Origin of the sequence: Janthinobacterium sp. BJB304 (genome assembly GCF_002735765.1) — a bacterium.
In the GTDB taxonomy this organism is placed as follows: Bacteria; Pseudomonadota; Gammaproteobacteria; order Burkholderiales; family Burkholderiaceae_D; genus Janthinobacterium.
Genome location: NZ_PDZN01000033.1, coordinates 39,673 through 62,212, shown reverse-complemented (window position 1 = coordinate 62,212; position 22,540 = coordinate 39,673). Strand labels below are relative to the sequence as shown.

The 22,540-nt window shown below is 55.4% G+C and carries 18 protein-coding genes and 4 pseudogenes; 13 read left to right on the top strand and 9 right to left on the bottom strand.

The genetic code is table 11. The features are described 5' to 3' along the window. Nucleotides 1–785 precede the first annotated feature (785 nt). The 11 genes from CSQ95_RS27450 to CSQ95_RS27415 all read left to right on the top strand — a co-directional run bounded on the left by CSQ95_RS27450 (nucleotide 786) and on the right by CSQ95_RS27415 (nucleotide 12,339). Nucleotides 786–1,088 (top strand): hypothetical protein, encoded by a 303-nt coding sequence (locus tag CSQ95_RS27450; protein WP_143450113.1) that lies wholly within the window; start codon nucleotides 786–788, stop codon nucleotides 1,086–1,088. Nucleotides 1,089–1,099: 11 nt separating this feature from the next. After that, a complete protein-coding gene (locus tag CSQ95_RS29485; RefSeq protein WP_143450112.1) occupies nucleotides 1,100–1,345 on the top strand; it encodes a hypothetical protein in 246 nt (81 codons plus the stop codon). Nucleotides 1,346–1,657: 312 nt separating this feature from the next. Beyond that, on the top strand, nucleotides 1,658–1,999 hold the full coding sequence (locus CSQ95_RS27445) for a hypothetical protein (protein ID WP_099411791.1): 342 nt from the start codon (nucleotides 1,658–1,660) through the stop codon (nucleotides 1,997–1,999). 104 nt (nucleotides 2,000–2,103) lie between these two features. Then, nucleotides 2,104–3,054 (top strand): hypothetical protein, encoded by a 951-nt coding sequence (locus CSQ95_RS27440; protein WP_099411790.1) that lies wholly within the window; start codon nucleotides 2,104–2,106, stop codon nucleotides 3,052–3,054. 61 nt (nucleotides 3,055–3,115) lie between these two features. Beyond that, complete coding sequence (locus CSQ95_RS29480; protein ID WP_143450111.1) at nucleotides 3,116–3,382, top strand: hypothetical protein; 267 nt, start codon at nucleotides 3,116–3,118, stop codon at nucleotides 3,380–3,382. Between the two features lie 516 nt (nucleotides 3,383–3,898). Further along, a complete protein-coding gene (locus CSQ95_RS27430) occupies nucleotides 3,899–4,147 on the top strand; it encodes a hypothetical protein (RefSeq protein WP_143450110.1) in 249 nt (82 codons plus the stop codon). A 92-nt stretch (nucleotides 4,148–4,239) separates the two neighbouring features. Continuing rightward, a complete protein-coding gene (locus tag CSQ95_RS29475; protein WP_143450109.1) occupies nucleotides 4,240–4,650 on the top strand; it encodes a GNAT family N-acetyltransferase in 411 nt (136 codons plus the stop codon). A 246-nt stretch (nucleotides 4,651–4,896) separates the two neighbouring features. Continuing rightward, on the top strand, nucleotides 4,897–5,091 hold the full coding sequence (locus CSQ95_RS29470; protein ID WP_143450108.1) for a hypothetical protein: 195 nt from the start codon (nucleotides 4,897–4,899) through the stop codon (nucleotides 5,089–5,091). A 12-nt stretch (nucleotides 5,092–5,103) separates the two neighbouring features. Continuing rightward, a complete protein-coding gene (locus CSQ95_RS29465; RefSeq protein ID WP_143450107.1) occupies nucleotides 5,104–5,658 on the top strand; it encodes a hypothetical protein in 555 nt (184 codons plus the stop codon). Nucleotides 5,659–5,731: 73 nt separating this feature from the next. Further along, nucleotides 5,732–6,001, top strand: coding sequence for a hypothetical protein (locus CSQ95_RS27420; protein WP_099411786.1), 270 nt, complete (start codon nucleotides 5,732–5,734; stop codon nucleotides 5,999–6,001). Between the two features lie 305 nt (nucleotides 6,002–6,306). Continuing rightward, the gene (locus CSQ95_RS27415) at nucleotides 6,307–12,339 is read left to right on the top strand and encodes an ATP-binding protein (protein WP_099411785.1); all 6,033 of its coding nucleotides are present in this window, start codon (nucleotides 6,307–6,309) and stop codon (nucleotides 12,337–12,339) included. Nucleotides 12,340–13,034: 695 nt separating this feature from the next. On the opposite strand, the gene CSQ95_RS27410 is transcribed toward CSQ95_RS27415, so the two are convergent. After that, entirely contained in the window at nucleotides 13,035–13,985 is a 951-nt protein-coding gene (locus CSQ95_RS27410) for an IS481 family transposase (protein ID WP_099411784.1), read from the bottom strand. A 190-nt stretch (nucleotides 13,986–14,175) separates the two neighbouring features. Continuing rightward, nucleotides 14,176–14,433 (bottom strand): annotated as a pseudogene (locus CSQ95_RS27405) (transposase); the annotation flags it as partial. 290 nt (nucleotides 14,434–14,723) lie between these two features. Between CSQ95_RS27405 and CSQ95_RS27400 the strand changes: the two are divergent. Beyond that, nucleotides 14,724–15,422 (top strand): restriction endonuclease, encoded by a 699-nt coding sequence (locus CSQ95_RS27400; RefSeq protein ID WP_099411783.1) that lies wholly within the window; start codon nucleotides 14,724–14,726, stop codon nucleotides 15,420–15,422. A gap of 82 nt (nucleotides 15,423–15,504) precedes the next feature. Here the strand turns inward: CSQ95_RS27400 and CSQ95_RS27395 are convergent. After that, nucleotides 15,505–16,234 (bottom strand): annotated as a pseudogene (locus CSQ95_RS27395) (IS66 family transposase); the annotation flags it as partial. A 9-nt stretch (nucleotides 16,235–16,243) separates the two neighbouring features. After that, nucleotides 16,244–16,939, bottom strand: coding sequence for a hypothetical protein (locus tag CSQ95_RS27390; protein ID WP_143450106.1), 696 nt, complete (start codon nucleotides 16,937–16,939; stop codon nucleotides 16,244–16,246). Between the two features lie 240 nt (nucleotides 16,940–17,179). Here CSQ95_RS27390 and CSQ95_RS27385 point away from each other — a divergent pair. Then, a pseudogene (locus CSQ95_RS27385) lies at nucleotides 17,180–17,500 on the top strand (DDE-type integrase/transposase/recombinase); the annotation flags it as partial. Nucleotides 17,501–17,531: 31 nt separating this feature from the next. Here CSQ95_RS27385 and CSQ95_RS27380 read toward each other — a convergent pair. The 5 genes and pseudogenes from CSQ95_RS27380 to cmr5 all read right to left on the bottom strand — a co-directional run. Beyond that, a pseudogene (locus CSQ95_RS27380) lies at nucleotides 17,532–17,804 on the bottom strand (IS6 family transposase); the annotation flags it as partial. Nucleotides 17,805–18,349: 545 nt separating this feature from the next. Then, the gene (gene csx16 / locus CSQ95_RS29810; RefSeq protein ID WP_180279188.1) at nucleotides 18,350–19,897 is read right to left on the bottom strand and encodes a CRISPR-associated protein Csx16; all 1,548 of its coding nucleotides are present in this window, start codon (nucleotides 19,895–19,897) and stop codon (nucleotides 18,350–18,352) included. Then, complete coding sequence (gene csx16, locus CSQ95_RS29805) at nucleotides 19,894–21,045, bottom strand: CRISPR-associated protein Csx16 (protein WP_180279187.1); 1,152 nt, start codon at nucleotides 21,043–21,045, stop codon at nucleotides 19,894–19,896. Before csx16 (CSQ95_RS29805) ends, csx16 (CSQ95_RS29810) begins: the two co-directional genes overlap by 4 nt. Then, nucleotides 21,042–22,172 carry a type III-B CRISPR module RAMP protein Cmr6 gene (gene cmr6, locus CSQ95_RS27365; RefSeq protein ID WP_099411781.1) on the bottom strand — a complete coding sequence of 377 codons (1,131 nt, stop codon included), beginning with the start codon at nucleotides 22,170–22,172 and terminating at the stop codon, nucleotides 21,042–21,044. Before cmr6 ends, csx16 (CSQ95_RS29805) begins: the two co-directional genes overlap by 4 nt. Next, nucleotides 22,172–22,540: a type III-B CRISPR module-associated protein Cmr5 gene (gene cmr5 / locus CSQ95_RS27360; protein WP_099411780.1), complete on the bottom strand. Its 369-nt coding sequence runs from the start codon at nucleotides 22,538–22,540 to the stop codon at nucleotides 22,172–22,174. Before cmr5 ends, cmr6 begins: the two co-directional genes overlap by 1 nt.

Here is a 22,540-nt window from a genome sequence, read left to right as displayed (position 1 = left end):
GTGCATCCTCACTCGTCGTTGAATTTGAAATCACCTCGCATGTACAGGAGGGAGCTGGCGCGCCGGGCTCAGGAAAGCGGCGCTAACTAAACGATTGGCTGTGTCTGGTTATACGGGGGCAAGATCAGATCATGTCTTGAGCCGACGGTCGCAGCTGCAAGACGATTGGCCGAACTCGGTCGGTGACCATAGAGGATAACATCTTGCTCATTTGGAAAATACTCGAAATCTCACAAGCCTGAATGGCTGCGATGCATGGGAACAAGTGAGGGTTACACGATTGGGCGGGCGTGCATTATGAGATGAGGTAGCGACCTATGCGAGTCAGTGGCGGCGAGGTGACTCTCCACGCTAGTTTAGACACTCCTGATCCATAGTTCTTGGCCGATGAGAATCCGATGGATCGTGTTTGGAGCCTAGCAGTCCTGCCAGGAACCTTGGCTGCGATCTCATAGCTGCCTGATCCAACGACGAGATCGGGGCTGGCCGGTCTATCTCCCCTCCCCTGCTGAGACTCCCGCCGCGCACAAGCAAGAGCTGCCTGAGCTTTGGCGCGTTTCTGCACTAACGTTCACATGGCAAAACGCCTTGTGACGGTAATCTCGGGTTCCACGGGACGCGGAGCAATCGATTCGAGTTATCTTTCGCATCATTTCCACTCTGCAACGATGTATTTAAGCTAAAGTGTTGCGTTGACCGATTTAATCTTCTGTCAAGAGCCGACTTTCCTATTGGGCGGGTCTGGCACGGTGCCCAATAATCTGTGTATTAAACAAAGGATGAACATGCTTGTTCTAGTATTTGGCAATATTTCCCTCAATCCAGATGCTGTCGGAAAATTGGAATTGGCCGTTGAGAACACGGACTACGTTCGCAAGACTATAACGCGAGTCTGGGACCTGACTGGCCAGCATTTGTTACTAGAAGCCAGCACCTCCGTTTCCACAGACGATGGCGCACAGAGGCGCGATCCGCTTACCGTCGCCCGCGACAATATCATTCATGAAGAAATTCGACTCGCCCTACACGAACGCCGAGATGCAGCGACATGGAACGAAATTGACGCCGTTCTCAAAGCACAACTATAGATCGTTAAATCATGACAACGAAAATACTTGACGTGAAGTATGTTCATGCGGCCGCTGGTGACTGTTCGGCCGGCGCTATTCCTCCGCCTATGTACAAGGATGGTGATGTAGTCACGGTTGACCTTAAAGATGCGGATAGCATTGTTGTCGAACTTAGCCATGTTGATGCCAGCATCGGTGAATTTCTTGGAAAGGTACGGACAGGTGGAGCGCCCGAATTTGCACCTGGTGATGATGTGTCGTTCTACTATCAATAGGCCCAGAAGCCGTGCGTTTTCTTTCTATAATTCTATTGATGACCCTAGTCGGCTGTGACCAGACAGGGAGATATCAGATCACGGCAACCAAAGGCTCAACGCCAGAAGACGAACGCGCGTGGGTACTGGACACCAAAACTGGCCGGGTGACTCTTTGCTATGAACACACAGCAACTGTGAAGTGTTTGCATGCCAGTGCAATTCCTCCGCAGAAAGAGGAATAGGAAATTCCCCAGCAGCACCCCTTGCCCGGCGCCGACCGGGCAGTGATATTGAGAGGATCGGCATGGTGCCGGGCGACGAGGAAAGGCTATGAATCAAGTTCTCTATGGCGAGCTGGTAAGGTTAGCGCGGGGCCGGCTTCTTGCCACGTACAGTGACGTTTCTCCTCTCATCGGCCTGTCAATGGAGAATGAGCCGGATCGGGAGGAAATCGCGAGACTATTGGGAGAAATCGCAGAGTTCGAGCATCGCGAGGGGCGCCCCATGTTGACCGCATTGATTGTTCACCGAGGCAATGACAACAATCCTGGAGAGGGATTCTTCTCAATTGCTCACGATCTTGGACTCTACAACGGTCGTCGCGACCAGATCTCAAGACTGACTTTCTGGGTGAATCAAGTAACAAGTGTCCATAACCATTGGCGCTCGTAGTTTTGTCCAGACTAAGCGGAAAATCGATCACAGCACTATTCAAGCTGCGCTCGACGCGGCTGGTGCATTGACAAGGTCGGCGTGGTGCCGGCAAGCGAGGAAGAATGGAAACTAAGTGCACGAGCAAGGCGACTGATCCGGTGCGCTTCCAGCTGGTAGAGCTGAGCCGCCGTACTAGCTTGGATATCGACAGCGACGCCTTCGACGACGCAAGACGCGATTATCTATTTAACCAAGCAGCCCTAGCGACTGAGGAGAAATATGCTCTCGTCCTGCAAAATTACGTACAGTTCGAATCGACTCTGCATGCAATCGCATTAAACCATCTGGTTTTCAGTGCGCATAAATGGTCGGACTTTGTTGACGGCATTCAGTTAGTGAACGGGAGCCTTCTAAATTTGCTCTCATCGACGAAGGCTTACTTGGACCAGGTACCTCAGCATCTCAACGACGTTTTCGGCAATGGTTCGGCGCAAGCAACGGCATTCGAGCAGCTGACTAATAAGGAGTTTGATGAGCGCTTTGAGTATCGCGTGATAAGTGGGCTACGCAACCATCTGCAACATGGAGATTTCCCTGTCAAATGGTTAAATTTCTCCAGTGACTGGAAGACGACAGAAGGAGAAAAGGAGTCGTGCGCCCACAAAATCGCCGCTTTTCTATCCATTGACGACCTGCTAAAGAACGACAAAATTCGAGCTCTCACTAGGGATGAGCTGAAAGCGCTTGGGCAACCCCGATTGGATGTCAAGCCGCTCGTGAGAGCTTATGTCTCCAGTATTGCACGACTGCACTGCAGCGTCCGATCCTCCATCCAGCAGAAGACGCATCCTGCCGAGGAACGAGTGCGTGACCTGATCACGCGAGCCAGAGATAGTGCAATGGAGATGCCGCTTGGCCTGTCCGCTGTTGCTTTCAGTGAGATTGGACAGGTCCTCGAACAGATTCCAGTGTTCAGTGACAATATTGATCGCCGGAAACACCTGCAGAAACGCAGTTCGGTGATCACCAATTTGGAAAAGCACTTCGTCTCAGCGGAAGCGATACCAACATAGGATAGATAGGAAAACAGTTTAGACCGTTTTACAATTGACGTAACAAGTAAAGGTAAATTATATGAGCAATACACCGGTTAATATGGTCAACTTCCCATATCTGCCTGTCGCAGATGGGAATACGCTTGTGTGCACGGAAGAAAACTGGAAGGCCAGTAAAGGACAAGACAAGGACGATGATTATTACGACGAAATATCACCGGATGGTGCAGTCGTTGCGCGCTACCACGTTTTCCACCATATGAGCATGTACCCACCGTTTCAAGCTAACTCGGGCTGGAAAAAATTCAATCTAGATGGCGCTGTGATCGCAAGCGGGAAAAAATAGCCAGGCGCCTAAGGAAAATTTCGCTAACGCGAAAAAGGAAAAAAATGGCAAAAACTAAGTACCCTAATACCACCCTACCACCGCTCCAATCGCTTTACTTCTTGCTGTCAGATGGCTCGCAAGTGCACGCATTGCTGAAGCCGCAACCGGACGCATCTGGCAGTAAAGTGTCTCACGTCGACATGGACTGTGCAGGAGCTCGCAGTAACTTGCTAGTGGGTTTTAACAAGTCTGGAACCAGGACAATCATCCAGGCAGCACAAGAGGCATACCGGTACGCAGAGCACGAAGCTAATCGAATTCAAGCGCAGATTATCGAAATCCGACTTGGAGGGGAAGAGTTCGTGGAGCGCGCTGACATTGAACGGAGTGCCGGGTCTGGCGTTCCCATTGTGATTGTTTAACTAGGCCGGAAAAGGTTCCATCACCACCCGCGGCCCGCAATGACGGACCAGGAATGGCGCATTGAGAAGGTTAGCGCGGTGCTGGCCAATGAAGAAAGAGAAGAAGACACCTATGGGTAAGACTTGGAAAATCGGCTACAAGGATGAAAAGGGTGAAAAGGGTGAAACTGTTTTCCTCTCTATCCAAGGAAGCTGCGAACGCCCGACAAAGAGCGAAGCTGCGAACGCACTGCTCGCGAAATTGTCCAACCGTTTCTACGGAGGAAATAATCCAGAAAGCATTCAAAGGCAAGCGAATAACTTGTTGGAGTCGGAGGGCTACACGATTGTCAGCATCGTGCCAGACGACGAAGCTAATTAGACAAGCGGAAACCCCCACGTCTTGGTGGCGCTGACAGCAGCACCTACAGCCCACACATCGGACTTGGTGCATTAGAAGGCAAAAGATAATCAATGATGAAATTTGTTGCAATACATAGTGATTTGGAGATCCAAAGCGATGTTCTTCGATTTCGCCTTCAGCGCGGAAGTACTCCTAGAACAAGAGAAGTTGTTGCTTTACGCAATGGGGGGGAAGTCGGCTTGATAATCTTTGAAGATTGGGGGCCGCCATTTAGCTTTATCTATGAAATTTTTGTACTTCCAGAGGCAAGAAATGACCGCATAGGTACTTCGCTTCTTTTGCATGCCGAAATCATGGCGGCCGAGCTTGGCCGCTCAAGCATTCGTCTGACTCCAAGATCTCTTTGTGAAGAGGCGATGTCAGACCTAGAACTAACCACCTGGTATAAAAGAAAGGGTTACATCGAATGCGCTTCCGAAACAGGGCAACTGGAGAAGTTTCTTTTTCCATCACCTACTTGAAGGCAATATGTGAAGATCGAGGAAATCCCCAAGCAGCACTCACGGCCGCACGACGCGGCCTGGCGCAATGAGAAGGCCAGCGCGGTGCTAGCCAGTGAGGATACTAACTTTATGAAGCATTGGATTATTGTGGCGGAGCGGTGCGTGTGTGGATATCGGCGGCGGCGGGCCTCCCCCCAGACGCGGCAGACCTGAGCGAAAAAGTCAGCTGAATTTTGAAAACCACTGTAACGGACGGGAAATAATATGAATCATCAAACCCATCGTCGCGCAAGTGACGAATATAGAAATCGAGTGGATGCTGCGCTCAAAGCACTGGGTTTATCCAACTTCACGCACTCCGAATCTTTGATCGTTGACAACTGGTCGTGTCTCGATTTTCTTGCAGAGGCGTGCGCAGAGTCCATCGCAATTGATCGCGCGACGCTGGCAGCCACGTGATCGCGGAAAATCATGTGGGCATTAATTAAGGAATATCAGTTTCTTGTGGGGGCTGCGACAGGGAGTCTGGCATCCTATCTGTTGGGTCTTGTTGTGTCACATGTTCGGCGAGAGAAACGATGGCTTGGCTTCTCGGTCGTTAGCCGTAACATCATTCAGGCAGGGCCTCAAAAATTAACCTTGACTTACGCCGGTGCGGCGATTAAGCGTATGGATTCCCACACGGTGTCATTTCGCAATATCGGCAACCGCCCTCTCAAAGATTTGCCCGTTAGGATAGTGTGTATAAATGGGGGTTCCGTTCTGGATTACGAACTGTCCGCACCCGCTGGAACAGAATTTGGCGCCACCTCCGCGTCGGATTATGTTTCACTTACCATTGATCTGCTAAATCCCGGCGAGGTGTTCTCGGTCGGATTAACTGTTGCTGATGCCAACGGAACTGGTGGTGTCACGCCGATTGCAAGAGCAGAATACCTTGAGTTACGGGACACTAGCGTCGATCATTTTCTCGAATCTTTCAGTCTTACAAGCCGTTTCATATTAAAAGCGTTCGGCCACCTATGAAATACGGCAATGGATGTTCCGTGCGACGTGAAAATCCACTTGAAGCTGGCGTTCCCGGACCCGAGCAAAACACATGAACCATGCACACATCGTAGAACTGCTGAAAGCAGCTACCTCCCCCGACAAAGGCATTCTGCTGGATGACGGTAAATTCTACATCGAGCACAACACCAACTGCGATCCGGCCGAGGGTAATGGTTTCCGGAAACGCCGCTGCAAAACGTCGCGTCAAACCCCTGGTGGCTGGGACGCCGTCGTCGGCTATGATTTGCCAATGCCAGAGCGGGGACTTTGCGCGCCGGCGGTGGAGTTGCGATTACGGCTGACGCAACACGGCACCTGACGGTATCACGCCACAACAGAAGCTTGCCATGGCCGATTAACCTCTACTTTTAGAGCGCTCTAAAAATGGGGGGATCACCCTCTGGTTGACCGTAATCGATTCAAGATCTTTTTCACATCATTTCCCTTCTGCAACTATCAATTTAGGTTAAAGTGTTGAAGCATGTCGATTGAATCCGCAGTGGGAAGCGGTCATTCGCTGAGCGCAACGGATGATTTGTGCCCCCGTCTTGCAGTCCATAGCTGAAGGCAAACCCAGGCACCCAATAGCACTTTGGCATCATCATACAAATCTCTTCGGTTTAAATGAATAATAAGTCTCCTTCACCGGTTCATGTGACCCCTCCTGCCGAAGGAGAGCGACGGGCACTCCGAGGGTATATTGGCCAGTATGAGAAAGCTGGCGCAGCCATTTATGCCGCGCTTGAGCATGATCAACTCCGGTGGGTTGGTGTGGCCGATCGCAGTGCAGGTATAGCTGACGATTTAGTGCTCGGATTTGATGGGTTGGTGGTCGGCCATCAGTTCAAGACATCCCAGTTCCCAAGTACTTTCACGGTGGGGACGATATTTATTGGGGCGAACGGCCTACTGAAACCATTGATCCATGCTTGGCAGTGTTTGAGCAAGGCTAATCCTGATTCCCGCATCGAGATCCGTCTGGTCGTGGATGACATTCCGTCAGTCAACGACAAGCTTGGCGACGAAACACCGCCACACAGCGCGGCATTCCTAGATGAGTTTGAACGTTGCCCCTATAGATCATTGCACGATTGGCGGCTCTCCAGCTGGAGCCGCTTGGTAGATCTACTGCTAGACGCGTCGAACTTGATCGAAGCCGAATTTGAACGGTTCCTGCACAGCCTGCGTGTTGTGCATGGCGCCGCGGCGGAGTTCATTCAGTCTCACAAGCTCAGCGCCGAACAGTCTCGACTGGCTTCGGAGATTGCCAGAACGCTGCCGAAGCTGGTCGCTGACGCCAGAGACAAGGATAGGTGGTCCCGAGACGAGCTCCTGCAGGAGCTCGGATGGCGGGACCCGACCAAGACACTGCACATCCATAGGTTTCCGGTGGGGACCTACGTGCAGCGCAACAGGGACACTGAGATGTTCTTGCTGGAGGCGTTGCGTTCCGTCGACCAAGGCTACCTGTCGCTCATCGGTCCGCCCGGTTCAGGCAAGTCGACCCTGCTTCAGGTAGCGCTGGCCACAGAACCGAACATCCGTTTGGTGCGATATTTAGCCTATGTGCCTGGCAGCGCTCAAGGCGTGGGACGGGGCGAAGCCGACAGTTTCTTAGAAGATGTCGACACGCAATTGCGTAACGGTGGATTGGTTGGGCTGCGTCTACGCGACAACTCGCTGCACGAACGCCGCGAACAGTTTGGCGCCCTGCTGAACCAAGCTGGCGCTCGTTACGAGCGCGACGGGATACGTACCATCATCATTGTTGATGGGCTCGACCACGTACCACGGGAAGAGCGGCCGACACATTCATTGCTGGGCGAGCTGCCGCTTCCTGCTGCCATCCCCACCGGCGTCACGTTCGTGCTTGGTACCCAACGCTTGGATCTCGCATATCTGAAACCTGCAGTCAAAGAGCAGGCGGAGAAGACCGAGCGACTTGTGCGTATGCGGCCCCTCAGTCGCGAAGCGGTTGCTCGACTGGCCGACGCACTTGGTCTAGACCCAGAAATTTCCCGCTTGGATGTGTGCAACATCAACCATGGACATCCGTTGGCTACTCGGTACCTAATCCAGGCTCTGTTGCGGGCTGACGATGCGGGCCGCAAGCACTTGCTCTCCGGCGAGATGGCGTTCGACGGTGATATCGAGTCACTATACAGGTCCGCCTGGCGGGAAATTTCCGGCGATAGCGACGCCATGGATGTGCTGGGTTTTATGGTTAGAGCCGAAGCGCCTATGCCACTGCAGTTGTTGGCCACGGTGGTGGCAGAGCATGCGATAGAGCGTGCGCTCGTGGTTGCGCGCCACCTACTACGTGAAACCTCGCAAGGATGGAGTGTGTTTCACAATAGCTTCCGGCTGTTTGTGATCGCTCAGCCGCGGACACGTCTCGGCAGCATCGATACTGAATATTCCACCCGCGTTTACCGAAATCTTGCACAGTTGGCCAAGGGGGCGCCACAGGAATCATTGCAGCGGTGGCTTGAACTGCGATATCGGGCTCGCGCGGGTGACCAAGACGATGTGTTGTCGTTGGCGACGCCTGATTGTTTCCGGCAACAACTGGCAGCAGGTCGCCCGATATCTGACATCCACGCCGATATTCGCTTGGCATTGTTTGCTGTCCGCTTGACGTTTGATGCAACTGCTCTCACGCGGCTTCTGCTCTGCAGTGATGAAGTGGGCAGGCGCGAAGCGGCACTGGAGTATGCTGATCGGTTGCCGCTAGCAATGCTGGCTGTCGGCGACATCGATGCTGCCGTCTCATTCGTTCAGGATTTTCCGAATAGAGGCTACAAAGTTGTAGATGCCCTGCTCGAGCGCGGAGATTTTGACCGTGCGAAGGACTTGTTTGAGACCCTGGAGCCGCTGTCACAAATCCACACGTCGAAGTTCCAGGACGGTAACCAGCATAACGTTAAAGAGTTTGAAAAGTGGGCGCGGCGTGCCTTTCATTTCCGGGATCACGAGCAAATCCAGCAGGCAATTGATCACTTGGCCGCCTGGGGCTTAAAGCAAAAATCGGAGGTGCTCTCTGAAGAGACGATCGCCGCTTTAAAGCGGCACCTTCGGCGAGAGGTTGCACAGGCGATGCTTGTTCAGTCTGCAGGGATGGACGCAGAAGAGCTCTGCGACAAGATCGGAGTCTCCGCCGAAGATAGGGCGTCTTTGATGGTTCACGCCGGGCTCGTGGCACATGGCCGTGGCAATTCCGCGCAAGCACTCACTTTGTTCGATACTGCCTTTCAGTTGCCGGAATTTGACGAGGTTCCCAATGGTCTGCGTCGTTCCGTGGCACTTGCTGCAGTGGACTCAGGGCGCCACGAATTTGCATTAACCGTGTTCGAAAATCTTGTCGCCCCAATGGTTTCAATGGCCGACGATGATACTGATCTCTCTGGACTGGTTGAATTGATCAGCGCGGTGATGCATCACGCGAGGCTATGTACCTTGTTGGATAAACCAATCCCGGATGCGACGCTCTCCAAACATCTACCTTGGCAATATCTCCAAACATACACCTCCAAAATTGGCGAGCTTCTTGGTCGCATTTCGAAAGATCACTCTTCTGTGCCCGCTGGCGGTGTCCAGATGCTGGCCCGCAACACACTGAGGTACGTGTTGCGACTCAACCCAAATGGTGGCACCGACTCGTATCGCATCGGACAAGCCGTGAGGGTGGTGCCGGTGCTTGCTCGCGCCCTTCTTGAGGTCGCTGCCAAATGCGGCGAGTTGGAGTACCGTGCGGCCCTTCATGCGGTAGAGGAGGCAATTGCTACCTCGACGCTGAGTGGTACCTGGTATCTTCGGCGGACGTTGGCTGTCACGGCGTATCGGATTGACGGAGACCGCGAAACCGCAGCGGCCCGCCTCGGCGCCCTCGCCGGGGAGCTTCGTGAGGATACACCCAGTGAACAGCTTGACGGATTAGCGGATCTGGCCATCTCCTTCGCTGCAGTCGGAGATGTTGAACGCGCAAAGCTTGTGCTGGCCGCAGTACCTGAGCAATGCCTCGGATACGCTTTGCCTCCGAAGAAGGATCCTCAATACGCCATCTGGCGGGACATCATGGTTCTTGCGAATAGCGTTGATCCAGGGCAACGGACTCAGCGGGTTTCGCTGCTCATGCGTCAGGTATCAGGTATGACGGAGACGGAGGGATCATCTGCAGCCCATCGACTGACTATGTCGCTCATCAACGAGGCGATGCAGGTTGGCCCGCGATTTGGATTCGAGGTATCAAAGTCCCTTGCAGACTTGCACTTGATTTCATGGCCTAACCGCGTCGACTTGTTGATGATTGGGATGGTCCGCCGCCGTCCCGAGCTTTTCATGATATGTGCTACGGTCTGGTGTGGACTCTGCTTGCCGTTCTACAGGGAGCCGTACTATCGTGATCCACATTGCATCGGAGAGTTCATTGACGTCGCCGCTGACGCAGCAAGTTTAGGGAAAATTGCCCAGCTGGCACAGATGCTGTTGGACGCGATCGAAGTTAGCAGCGGAGCGCATGAGCGACTTCCGCTTCTTCAGCGTCTTCGCACCGCCGCAGCCAAACATGGTTTGAAGTCAGCCAAGCTGGATGCAGCATTGGAACGCTGGGCTTCGGAAGCCCCGGAAGCCCGGAGTTCCAATACGCCGAGCAAGTACGACTCTGAGGCGACTCTTGACGCGCTTGAGCGCGCATTCGAGGCGGAAACGGACCAGCTGAATTACAACGCCCCTTACCGCTTTGCGGAGTTGGCTGAGTCCGGCCCACTCAATCTCGTTCAGCGAATGTATGAGCGCTGGGAAAGTCTGCAGTCTGATGTGCGCTGCCGTTTCTTGTTGGTAAAGCGGCTTGCTGAGGCCGGCGACTTTGAATATGCGAGAAAGCTCGTGCGCGACTACGAGCAAAGCAAAGATCCATGGAGTTCTTGGAGCCACTGGATGGGCGGCGGCAAGTTCCGCTATTTTGAGGCACGACGACTGCTTGAAGGCGAGAGCATGCACCCTGCTGCCTTTGAGAATCTTGTAGATTCGGTAGTCGCCGGTCAGGAGAGCACGCAATCGTTGCTTACCGAGATTGATTCAATTTTGCCGGTGATCACTGCGGCGCCGGACTGGCCGGCCATCTGGTCGCTATTAGCCGAGCAGATGGCTTGCACGCGCGAGTTTCAGATTGGCAAGCCCCTCGAGTCAATCACGCAGCCCCTCAGGGATGACGAGATCCTAGAGGAACTGCTGCACTTTGCGCTGCGGCTGCCAGTCACCGAGATTCAACGGCACGCACGAAACTACGTCTTGAAGCTGGCTGTACAGCCGGGCCAAGGCCAAGCTGTATTTGAACAAATAATTCGACGCCTCCTGGGTGGCGACCTGGATGCGCCATTGCAAGCGCTGCAGAGCCTGCTTGTAGGCGAGGTCGATCATTTCCCTCCCCAGCTAGGCGCCACCGTGGCTGAACTAGTCAACCACAGGGATTTCGCGGTTGCGGAGGCTGCTACGTTGCTTGCTAATCGCTGGGGTATTCCCGTCGGGATGGATCCGCAACCGCTGCCGCTTTTCTACCAGCTCGAACTCGTTGGCCTACCGGAGGTCGGGCGCGCGTTGACGGACGAGAGAACCGGTGCCATGCGAGTCGAGTCAGAGCTTGGATGGACGCAGATGTTGCGCTCCGCAGCGCAGGCTCTAGCAAAAGCTGCAGACGTTGACGAGCTGATAATCCGGCGGCGGGCTGCCATGTTCATCCATCAGTGGGGCGGGCTTGAGGCATTCGGGGCGCAGGCAATCACGCGCCTAGAGAGTCAGTTGCGCGCTCTTGAGATGAAGATGACGTATTTGAAGCCCCATGCCTTGATTGCTGCAATAGCGCTTCGTCATGTGGCAGGAGAGCTTCGCCAGGCAGGCTTGCTGAAACCCGATGACATCCCAGTGCTCCTGGAGCGCCTGAATGCGCCAATTCCACCGCAACCTCTGTCGCTCCCACAGGTACGTCCGATCGGCCTGCACCGGCCACTCGTCGCCCGTGACGCTAGTTGGACGGAGGGTGAAAGAGTGTGGACAGAAAACGTCGTCGGTGATGTTGCTCCTTGGTCAGGCCAACGCGACGAGCATGTCATAGCGGAGATTTCGCGGTTCAAGATCTACAAGCCCCGGCAAACGGAACTTCTGCTTTACCGTATTCGCGTCCCAGAAATTCCTATCGAAAATGAGAAGTTTGATGACTGTTATATGCAGTTACCAGCCGCTGTTTGGATAGGCCGGGTGCTGCCATTAGATAACGATGCGGCGCCGACACTCATCAGGAAGCTGGTATGTTCAATTGACCGTGGGCTAGATTCTGCGACCTATCCCATCGTACTCTGCCCCAATTGGTTGCGAAAACTCCAGTGGCGGGCGCACACCAATGCCTCTGGCGTGTACCTTGACGCGAATGGAATCATCGTAGCAAGAATTGTTTGGTGGCGCGATGCAGGGCCGGTGGATCTCGATGACGATTCTATCTTTGGCGAGGGGTGTTATGTCGTGCTTACGACAGCAGGTCTGGCCCAGTTCATGGCTATGCGAGGGGAATTTATCATCAACGTTTTTGCAAGCCGAGAGGTTCAGAAACCGCGCGAATATGGCGAGAGGTTCTTCGAGACGGCCAAAAGTAGCTATTCAGTCTAAGTGAGCGGCCAACATCCTCTGCTCATGGAATTGATGCTGATGTCCTGGCTCATCGATGGATAGGCGCGACGGACTATCAGGTTCCAGACTTCCTATCTGTGCGAATCGGCTTGAGCGTCTCGAATTGCTTGGATATTCAAGAGGTGCCAACGATGCAGACGCGGACGGTGTAGACCGAAGGTTTGAATCGTCGCCAGTAGTGTTGGCTCTTCTTATCCATCGTTCACGGCTGCTGTGTGCTACTGGGGCCGGACTTTAAGCCGCCATCTCATTCACAGTCGTCGAGCTGAGCGTGAGCTAACCCGGCCTGTGAATGTTGCGTATCAACCGGAATCCAAAAGGAAGAAGGCATTATGATAACAATCAGACGTAGACGGGGATCGCGAGGAGCGTGGGAGTATCAAATTTACCCAAGTGATCACACAGACAACCTTCCGTTGCCGTCATTTCATCCGGCGAGTCAGTACTGCGATGCCATCAAGTTGGCAATTGTCACTACACTCTCAATGGCAGTTTCAATTGGTGATGAGGTGCATGTGCCAGAGGATGAATGGGAGCGTTACTTTGAAGCTGAACGCTCTATTTCACAGTCTCGCAAGATTGAAGGTGCTATTGCAACCGCCACTGTGAGTCGTCCAATGCCAGGTCCAATGTAGCCAGGGATATTTGCATCCTGGTGGCGTCCGACAATCCGCCTAGCTGTGAAGTTGCAAGAGGTTATTCGGACTAGATCCAAGCCGTGACATCGGTGCCTTGCCAGCAATACCCTGATGCGGCCGGTGCCAGTTGTAGTGATGATTCCATTCCTTGAGCATGTGGGCACGTTCCAGTGAGTTGTTATAAACGAAGCCGTAAGCCCATTCACGCAAGGCTGACTGGATGAAGCGTTCTGCCTTGCCATTGGTCTGCGGTCGATATGGCCGCGTAAAGCGGTGCTTGACTTCGATCTGACTGCAAGTGGCCTTGAATGACCTGGAGCGAAAGGCTGAACCGTTGTCAGTCAACAAGGCTTTGGGGCGCACCCCGAGCGAGCAGAAATAGGCGTGGGTATTGGCGAGGAAACGGTTGGCATTTTCTTGGGTTTCGTCAGGGTAGAGTTCCGTGAAGGCGATGCGGGCATGGTCGTCAATGGCGATAAACAAGACTTCCCATCCGGCGCCGCGCGTACGGTCGCGCCGGTTTCCTGTCGCACGATGACCGGTGGCTTCAATGCATCCGAGCTTCTTGGTATCAATATGAATCAGGTCGCCCGGTTGCGCATGCTCATAGCGCTGCACCGCCTCGACGGGATCGAGATCGCTCAGTTTGGAGAGGCCGGCACGCGCCAGCACACGGCTGACCGTGGCCTTCGATATCTGCAGGTACTGGGCAATCCTGGCCTGCGTCATGCGCTTCTTGCGTAGCTCGACAACGGTCAGCGCCTTGCCCGCGTCCAGTGCCAAAGGGCTGTGTGCGGGACGCGACGAGCGATCCATCAAGCCTTCGCGGCCCTCGGCAAGGAAGCGCCCCAGCCATTTGCGCACGCTCGCCTCGCTCACGGCATAGCGGACAGCGGCCTGGCAGACCGGCAGGCGGTGATGCAGGACGTCTTCGACCATCTCGACTCGACGAATCAGCGTTAATCGGGCATTCTTATGGATGTTCATTCGGTTGGTTTCCTTGAGAACTGGGGGTTTGGCGATTTCCAGTGTCTCAAATCCAATCCGAATGAACCACAACAACCTATTGAAACATCACACCTAGCGCGGGCTGGTGAGCGCCCTTGTTCAAGAACCCATGCCGTAAGGAAGCAGGCGCTGGTGCGCAAAGATCTTGAAAGTTGAGGACTAAGAGCGCCTAACAAAACCGCTGAATATATCTCCAGCAGATGAGTATGCAGGCAAGTGACAGGAATGCCTGATGGATATCAGCTCGGCGCTCGTAGCGGATACGCAGGCGGCGGAAGCGGTGAAGCCAGCCCAGTGTGCGTTCGACCACCCAGCGCCATTTTCCCAGCCGTTCGCGCGACTCGATACCGTAGCGGGCTATGCGTGGAGCGATGCCACGGCTACGCAACCAGGCCCGATGGGCACGCGAAGCATAGGCCTTGTCGGCATCCTTGGCGACCTAGTGGTCGGACAGGCCGAAGTCCTTGATTTCCTGGCGAATTTTCGGGGTGGTTCGGGCTTGGGGACGAATGCGTGAGTTCATGGACTGAACTCATGGACTGAAGTTTATGCGATGTGCTACAACCGATGGGACGATCTCGGTGGCAAACCGCGCCGGTCAACTCGTCAAGCATGGCTTTGGCACGGAACAGGGCCATGCTGCGACGAGGAATATGATCACACGAAACTAAACAACTAGAAATACCAGATCCGATCCAGCAACCTATAAAGGAACATATGAATACTGCCTGGTTCGACTATCAAGAGGAGGCAGCGGCCCTCTTTCGATCCATGGGACTTGAAGCGTCTACTAATGTTTCGATAAAGGGAGTCCGAACAAGTCACGACGTCGATGTCGTGGTCAAATCTCATCATGGCGGTTTTGATATAACTTGGCTGGTCGAATGCAAACAATGGAAATCTGCTGTTTCCAAGCTTCATGTCCTGGCACTTCGCGAGATCGTTACTGACACAGGAGCTGATCGAGGAATCTTGCTTTGCGAGGCTGGATTCCAAAGTGGGGCTATCGAAGCTGCAAATTTGACCAATGTCCAAGTAACAACGCTTGAGAACGTGCGATCAACATCCGGACGCGACATTTCTGCCATGCGACTTCGGGAACTTTTCGATCAAGTTGAATCTTGCCGTGCACAGTATTGGGATATCCCAAAGCATGAGCGTATAGCCCGAGGTATCCGTGCTGATGTAGGAGATTGGGGCTATTCTGGGGTGCGCGCAATGGAGATCTGCAGCGAACTAATCACTCGCGCCTTTCGTGGCACGTACCCTTTCCAACCTGACAATCTTCTGACTCTAATAGAGTTTGGGAGAGACCGGATGTTCCACTCTCCTGAGGAAGTGATTGCAACGATCTCCCCCATTGTGGACGAGCTTAAGGGAAAACTCGCCGAAGCAGTTCGAAACGGGCCTCCCTGACCGTAAGCGTCTTGCCTGAGGCGTCTCGAGTTGAGCGTGGCAATGCAAGATGATGGCATCACGCCGCTGGAAGCGGCGCCTTTTAGGCTGTTGGAATCTGCGCGGCAAAGTGCCAGGGCAGGAAGTCGTCGACCGGGCTGACCGGGTAATCAGCGATGTGCGTGAGTACGTGGCGTAGCCCGGCCTCGGGACCGACGCCATTGAGCCTGGCAGTCCCGATCAACGAGTAGATCGCGGCGGCGCGCTCGCCGCCGCGGTCGGCACCGGCGAACAGGTAATTGCAGCGGCCAATGGCCATCCCTCGCAAGGCGCGCTCGGCCGCCGAGTTGTCGATCTGGATGGCGCCGTCGTCACAGTAGCGCAGCAGTGCTGGCCAGAGTTTGAGCGCGTACAGGTTCGCCGCCGTGTCGGACTTACGCGACAGCGTGTCTAGTGCTGTGCGCAGCCAGCGCTCCAGGTCGTCGAACAAGGGGCGCGAACGCATCTGTCGAACCTGCTTTCGCTTATCCGGTGGCTTGCCCCGGATCTCGGCCTCGATTACTTACAGTTCTGCAATCCGATACAGCGCCTCGGTGGTGAGTGTTGTCGGCCGCGCAGCGTGCAGGTCGTGGAACTTGCGCCGTGGGTGCGCCGAGCACGCCGCTTCGCGGACCATGCCGTCGTCGAACAAGGCATTGAACCTCGTACACATCGGCCCGTAGTACGCCTCCGAATTTGGCCAGGTGGGTTTGCGAATGGATACCTTTCCGGTCATGCTGGTAGGCGAACCTCACTGCTGGCGGCGCAATATCGCCGGAAGGCGGATCATCGCGGCATAGGCCCTAGCACCGGAAGGCATCTGGGTGGAGTGTGAGCTTAGCTGCTCTAATTTGCCCTTCGGATAGTGTGAGGCGCCGCAGAAGCGAATTGTCGCGAATGCTAACGAGTACGTCGTGATAGTCACCTGGCGTTACCGTATTAATTCGCCGGTTAATTTGTATGTAGGCCGTGTAAACGTCTAGGAGATTGTTTGAGCGATAGACGGTAGGAGTCTTCTCTGATCTTTCCAACGCGATGATATGTCGCATCTCATCTTCCGTCAGTTTCCGGGTCTTTTCGAATCCGCGGTAGATCTCCGCCAGTGGCGCGTAGCTGACGCCCGGTTTAACACCTGGTAGGTTTGCAACTCGATCCATCCGCAGCATCAGATATCGCTTCGCGAAGGCTTTGGTTTTCTCGGCGTCTGAAGCCTCATCTCCACCCGAGCCGCCGGCCTGGCCACCACCACGGTCACCCTCTATCTCTTGAGTTGGAGTGAAGTCACGAGTTGTGAAGTCGGGTATCCCTCGAAGCTCGGCCTTATCGCCGACCTTTATGGCAGCACAAGTCGGGCCAAACGGATAGTCTTGACCGTCAGTCTCGTCCAATAAAAAAGTTGCGGTACCTGTCGGGAAACCATGGCGCCTACCGTTGCTGGCAAGGCGAGTGCACTGTGTCTCTGGTTCAACAAAATCAATTCGAATTGGAATCCATGCCATGCTAAAACCTCTTAAATTTTCCATGTGGAAACATGATTTTAGTATGGTTACCCGGACGCGGTTGCAAACTATGCTTACTGTCAGGCGTTGGAGGCAAGCGTCATAAACTTTGGCACTGGTCAGGACGCCTGGCTTACTTGCCTCGACGGCGCAGATTTTCTTGCAAAATTCAAGCGAATGGGGCTTGTTGCAGTTGCGCCTTGGCTTGAACGAAGACAATACAACGCTCCTTCGCGCGGGTATGTCTGGGCGCAAGGCCGATGGTATTACTTGGCCGTGGTGTTGGATTTGTTCGCTCGCCGAGCGGTGGGCTGGGCATTCTCGCTACGACCCGACGCTGACCTTGTTGTGCAAGCGCTGGAAATGGCTTACGAGCAGCGAGGTCGACCACAGGGGCTGCTGTTTCATTCGGATCAAGGTAGCCAGTACGCCAGTCGAAAATTCCGTCAGCGCGTATGGCGCTATCGGATACGACAGAGCATGAGCCGGCGGGGAAATTGCTGGGATAACTCCCCGATGGAACGGCTGTTCCGCAGCTTCAAAACTGAATGGCTGCCGTCAACTGATGACTTCATCCATGATGTTGCTCTTTTCCCTGCTTGTCGACGGCGCGGTACAGGTATTTCCATACGCCCTTGACCTTGATGTAGGTCTCATCCATGCGCCAGCTGCGGCCGGCTGGGCGCTTGTGTTTCCGGGCCATCTTCTCGACGAGCGGCAGGAAACGAATCGTCCACCGATTGATCGACGAATGGTCGACCGACACGCCGTGCTCTTCCATCATCTCTTCCAGGTGACGGTAGCTCAGCGGGTAAGCTACATACCACCGGATGCAAACCAAGATCACGTCGATCGGAAAGCGCATCTCTTTGAAGTTGAGTATATCGATACTTCCAGGGTTCGGGCGCCGTAGTTTACCTGATCGGCCATCGACGGTTTGCTAATGCGACAGAACCTTCCGCAAGCGTTGTTCGCTGAAAAATTCAGCAAACAGCCACAGGCGGCTTGAAACAAGAGTGTCTGCTATTGACAGTAACTCAGTCCGGACCGCCGCTATCGCTGCCAAGGCGGCACCATGAGGTCTTAATCCCCTTCAAGTATCGGGGTCGGTCCGGACCGCGCCCCGGTGCAGCCCGTGGCCGTGCCGGATGTCTTAATCCCCTCCTTCAAGTATCGGGGTTGGTCCGGATTACAACACGATCCACGTACAACACCGCCAGAAGTCTTAATCCCCTTCAAGTATCGGGGTTGGTCCGGACCCTCCGCTCGAAATTTCCCTTGATAATCATGGTGTTGATAATTTCATTGCAGGGCAGCTTCAATGCTTTAAGCCTTTTTTCTCACGAAGAAGAGATATTATCCACTAATTTCCTTGAGCAGGGTCTGTATTGCGGACGACCAGCCTGCCGTTCACGGCCTTTCGGTACTGCGCTGATCTATCCACGCCTGGATGACGGCAACGGACTCGCCTTGCTGCCACATCAGCGCCACTTCCCTCAGGTGGACGATGTTGGCCCCGCTCAGAATGATGACGCGGTTTTGTCGCGCACGCTGCTCGGCTGGCGGGTCAAGCTCCCTGGTCGAGATCAGCAAGGAGGTGGCAAAATAGCCACCCAGCTGCTTTTGCAGCGAATCGATGCGGTAGAGCTCCTGATTGCCGACATCCTGCTGCTTCATATTTTTGGTCTTGCATTCGACCATGAACAGGCGGTTGTGCCAGGCCACGACAAAATCGATCTCGTTGTCGACGGCACGGCTGGACCGGCTTTCGATCTTGATGCCGCCAGCGCAATCCCCGCCTTCGATCTTGCGCAGCACCAGCCAGGTAAACTCTTCAAGCCAGCGCCCGTTCAGGTACTGACGTGCGTTCTCATCGGTAAAGCGCAGAGTCTTGGCACGCTGGTCCCATTGCAGCAGACCGGCTTCGACGATGCGCGCCATTGCCTGCCGTGCTTGCTCGTTCAGGTTGAATGGCTGCTCCTTAGCAATACAAAATGGCACTGCGGTGTCGACGCCACGGGCATGGGCCGCGGTGTAGTTCAGAGCGGAGATGAAGCCACCGAGTTGGCTGACCTTTTGTACCAACCAGTTGCTCAGGGCGCCGCGATTGATGGCGCGTGTTCGCCAGTCGTAATCATCGGTTTCCCGTTGGGTAATACGGTAACCGCGCAAGGCCAGCGCCGAATCGATCTCGATCAGATCGGGCAGCAGCGGCTTGCTGGGCACGCCCCAGGGTGACAAAACCTGCAGCTCGTCCGCACCGCTGTCGACATAGATCACGCTACTGTCGGCAGTGGCCATGAAGGCCTGGCTCAGCGCGAACGACATGACTTTCTTGCCACCGCTGGCATTGAGCAGCAGATGCATATCCGGCATCATCCCACGCACGGTGGCCGTCAGGGTAAAGGCGAATTCGCGCAGGGTGAACGGGTCGCTGTCAGGCAGATCTTCGATGATTTCGCTGGGGATATCGATGGTGGCGAGCGCATCGGCCAGCCTGGCCGCCGCATCCTTGATATGCGGGGAAGCGGAGGTCAGGATGTAGACCCGTTGCGGCCGCAACTGGGCCGCCGCCATGTAGTTTGCTTCGAGCTGATCGGATGCGATGCAGAACTGGATATGGCGCTTAGGTAGCGCCGTCGTGCTGCCAAGTTGTCTGGCTCCGGACACCACCACCTGATATTCCTCCAGCCGGGCCTGGCATTGGTGCATCTGTTCGATGCTAAGATCCATGCCGCGCCACTGCGGCGGGATGTCCAGCACCAGATGCTGGTAGCTTGCCCCTTTGCGGCAGACTTCCGCCACCAGATGCACCGGCAGTGTGCCGATCACCACATCACCGGCTTGCACTGTGGCGGGATCGAAATTGGCTGTCACCTGGGTGCCTTCGGTGCGAATGCCTTGTTGCGCGGCCCACTGTAGGGCGCCGGAGTGGCGCGAGACAAAAAAAGTGCTCATAACGGGAGATCCGGATCGGGACAGACGCGGATTTCACCATGCCCGAAGGTGGTTTTGTTGCCGATATGCAGCCACTGCGCCCACTGCAACCATAGCTGCAACTCGGGAGGAACCTGCAGATAACGGACACCGCCGCACAAGCCGCCAAACGGCATCCAGGATTTTTGTCGGGCCGAGTAGCGTGGCGTGTTATGCCACGACAAGGTACTTGCCTCGCAGACAACCGGCGCCGCGAGCTGCAACAGATGCCGCTGTAAATCAGCGGGCACGCCTTCGGCGGCGTGTGCCGGCAATAAACCTTGTACACGCCCAAGGATACGTTTGAGCAGCAGTAACATGGATGGCGCCTGTTTCAGGTGCTGGTTGTCCTGCTTGAGCAGGGTGGGCGTGCATAGCTGCAAGGTGATGTCCTGCGTTGCTATCGGCAGCGGCGAGAGCGGCAGCGATATCGGATGCCGGATAACAGTATCGAGGACGAAACGCCCGCGCCCGGGACCGACGCCCTGTACCGACAGCACGCCCAGGGCGTCGCAAACGGCCTGGGCATGGTGTACGCCATCCCCCATCAGCAGCAGCGAGAATGCAAAGGGTGCATCGACCGCCAGCGATTCATCGTAGCATGGCGGGCGCAGCACATAGGGGCGGGCACCGGCGGCGTTTGCGCTGCCATAGAGCGCGCAATAGGCCTGAGGCTGGGTGTCATGCAACACCTTACCCAGCGCGCCATGCCAGGCCGAGCCCATGTTTTGTGGCGGCTGCAGGGAGAGATTGCGCGCCTGTACCTGCAATTGCAGCAGGGGCAGTCGTGCCATCAGCGCCAGGCTGTCCCCGGTGCGTGCAGGTAACGGCCACGTCCAAGGCCTGGCTCGAATATCATAGGCTTCCAGCTTGGCATCACAATCCTGCATTTGCGCCAGACTCAGCTCCTGCCCACGCAGTTGCGCAGGCAGATTCACACTCAGGTTCACGTACTGCGCCCCGCGCTGGCACACCGCTGCCGCCAGGTTGACCGGCAGACTGCCGATCACGACATCCCCGTCCTGCACTTGTTGCGGATCGATATGAGCGCAATGATGGTCAAACGACAGCGTCTTGCTCTGGGCCCATGCCAGGGCGCCAGGGTGACTACTCACGAACCAGGTGGTCATATGTCGGCACTCGGCAGCAAGGAAACGACGCGCGTCAGATTGCCGATCGTTTCTACTTCAGCCGTCATCACCAGCGGCTTCTTGCCGTCCCTGAGCTTATTCTGGGCCGCTTCGCTCAGCCGGTTGAAGATGTCCTGAGCCTGCGGGCTCTTTAGCGGTGCGGCGCGCTGCCCTTCGGCAGAGGTGATACTCAGCTCGCCGGTACTCTTGTTGCGGGTCACTTTGGCACCGATCCACTGCGCCGAGCCAGTTTCAATGCCCGCTTCGGCCAGCGCGGCGGCGATTTTCGCTCCGTCAGGCAGCATGCGGCCGTATCCGGTGGCGGTCTTGGCGCCGGCCCCCATCCATTCCATTGCCAATTTCAATTGGGCCATGGCGTCCTTGCTATCCTTCCGTGCTTGCTGGTCGGCACTGGCGTCTCCGGTCAAACGAGGCGCCACCATAAAACGGAAGCTGGCGCCACGGCCGACAGCCAGAAAGGGAATCGGTACCGGACTGTGCCAGTCAGCAGGCGCCTTGTCGGCGTAATCGGCCTCAAGCTTGATCTGGCCGCCCTGCTCGTACCACTTACCCATATGAGGTGTCATCACCTCTTCCACCAGTGGGACCGGGGTGATGGGCAAGGCGTCAAAGAAAATCAGTCCGCCGACGCGATCTTGCGGCGCATCGCTGCCTTTTGCGGTGCCAAACCAACGCTGGATCAGCACCCTGCGCTGATCGTCATCCACATCGTCCATCCATGCCTCAACCCAGCCGCGTAGCAAGCCTTTCACGCCGGAGGCTGGCAGATAGGGCACACCCAACGTATGATGCCAGGTAAAGCCGTTTTCGATCGGATGGCTCAACCCAAGTCCGGTGACAAAGTTTCCCTCGGTCTTGAAGTCGACGACTTCTGCGCCCAACGTCAGCCCCAAGCGTTCAAAACGACTGGCGGCGTCTTTCAGTACCCCAAGGTCGCCCCTGAGCCCGGTCACCGTCCCGATCCAACTACGCTTGCCACTCTCAGCAACGTTCCAGTCGGGCTCAAACTGGTTGTAAAACCGGGTGAACCACAGGCCTGTATTACCTTGTTCGGTTGGTTTTCCCGGGTGCGGCTGGTCTGCCGCTGTGTAAAAGGGAACGCTCATCACGACTCCTTGGCAAGGTAGGCCTTGGCGAATTTTTTGACCCAATCCATGTACTGCATGGCCTCAGCCTGCGCCACGCGGTAGGTGCGCAATTCGCTGCCGACGATGGCCCGCATCAGATCGCTATGCCCGGCAAAGGGACGGTCGGGCTGGATCAGCCAGTCACTCAGCACCTTGTACATGACGCCGTAGCCATCCTTGTTTTGCTTGCTCTTGAAGAAGGCCGCAGCCTGTCCCAGTCCGTTGACGTGGATCATGAACGGCAATTCCGACGCGCGACTCACCAGCTTGTCCGCGTCCGGATGGCCCTTCAGCCCGGTGATGCTTTCCAGCGCAGCCTTGGCGCGTTGTTGCTGTAGCGTCTGCAT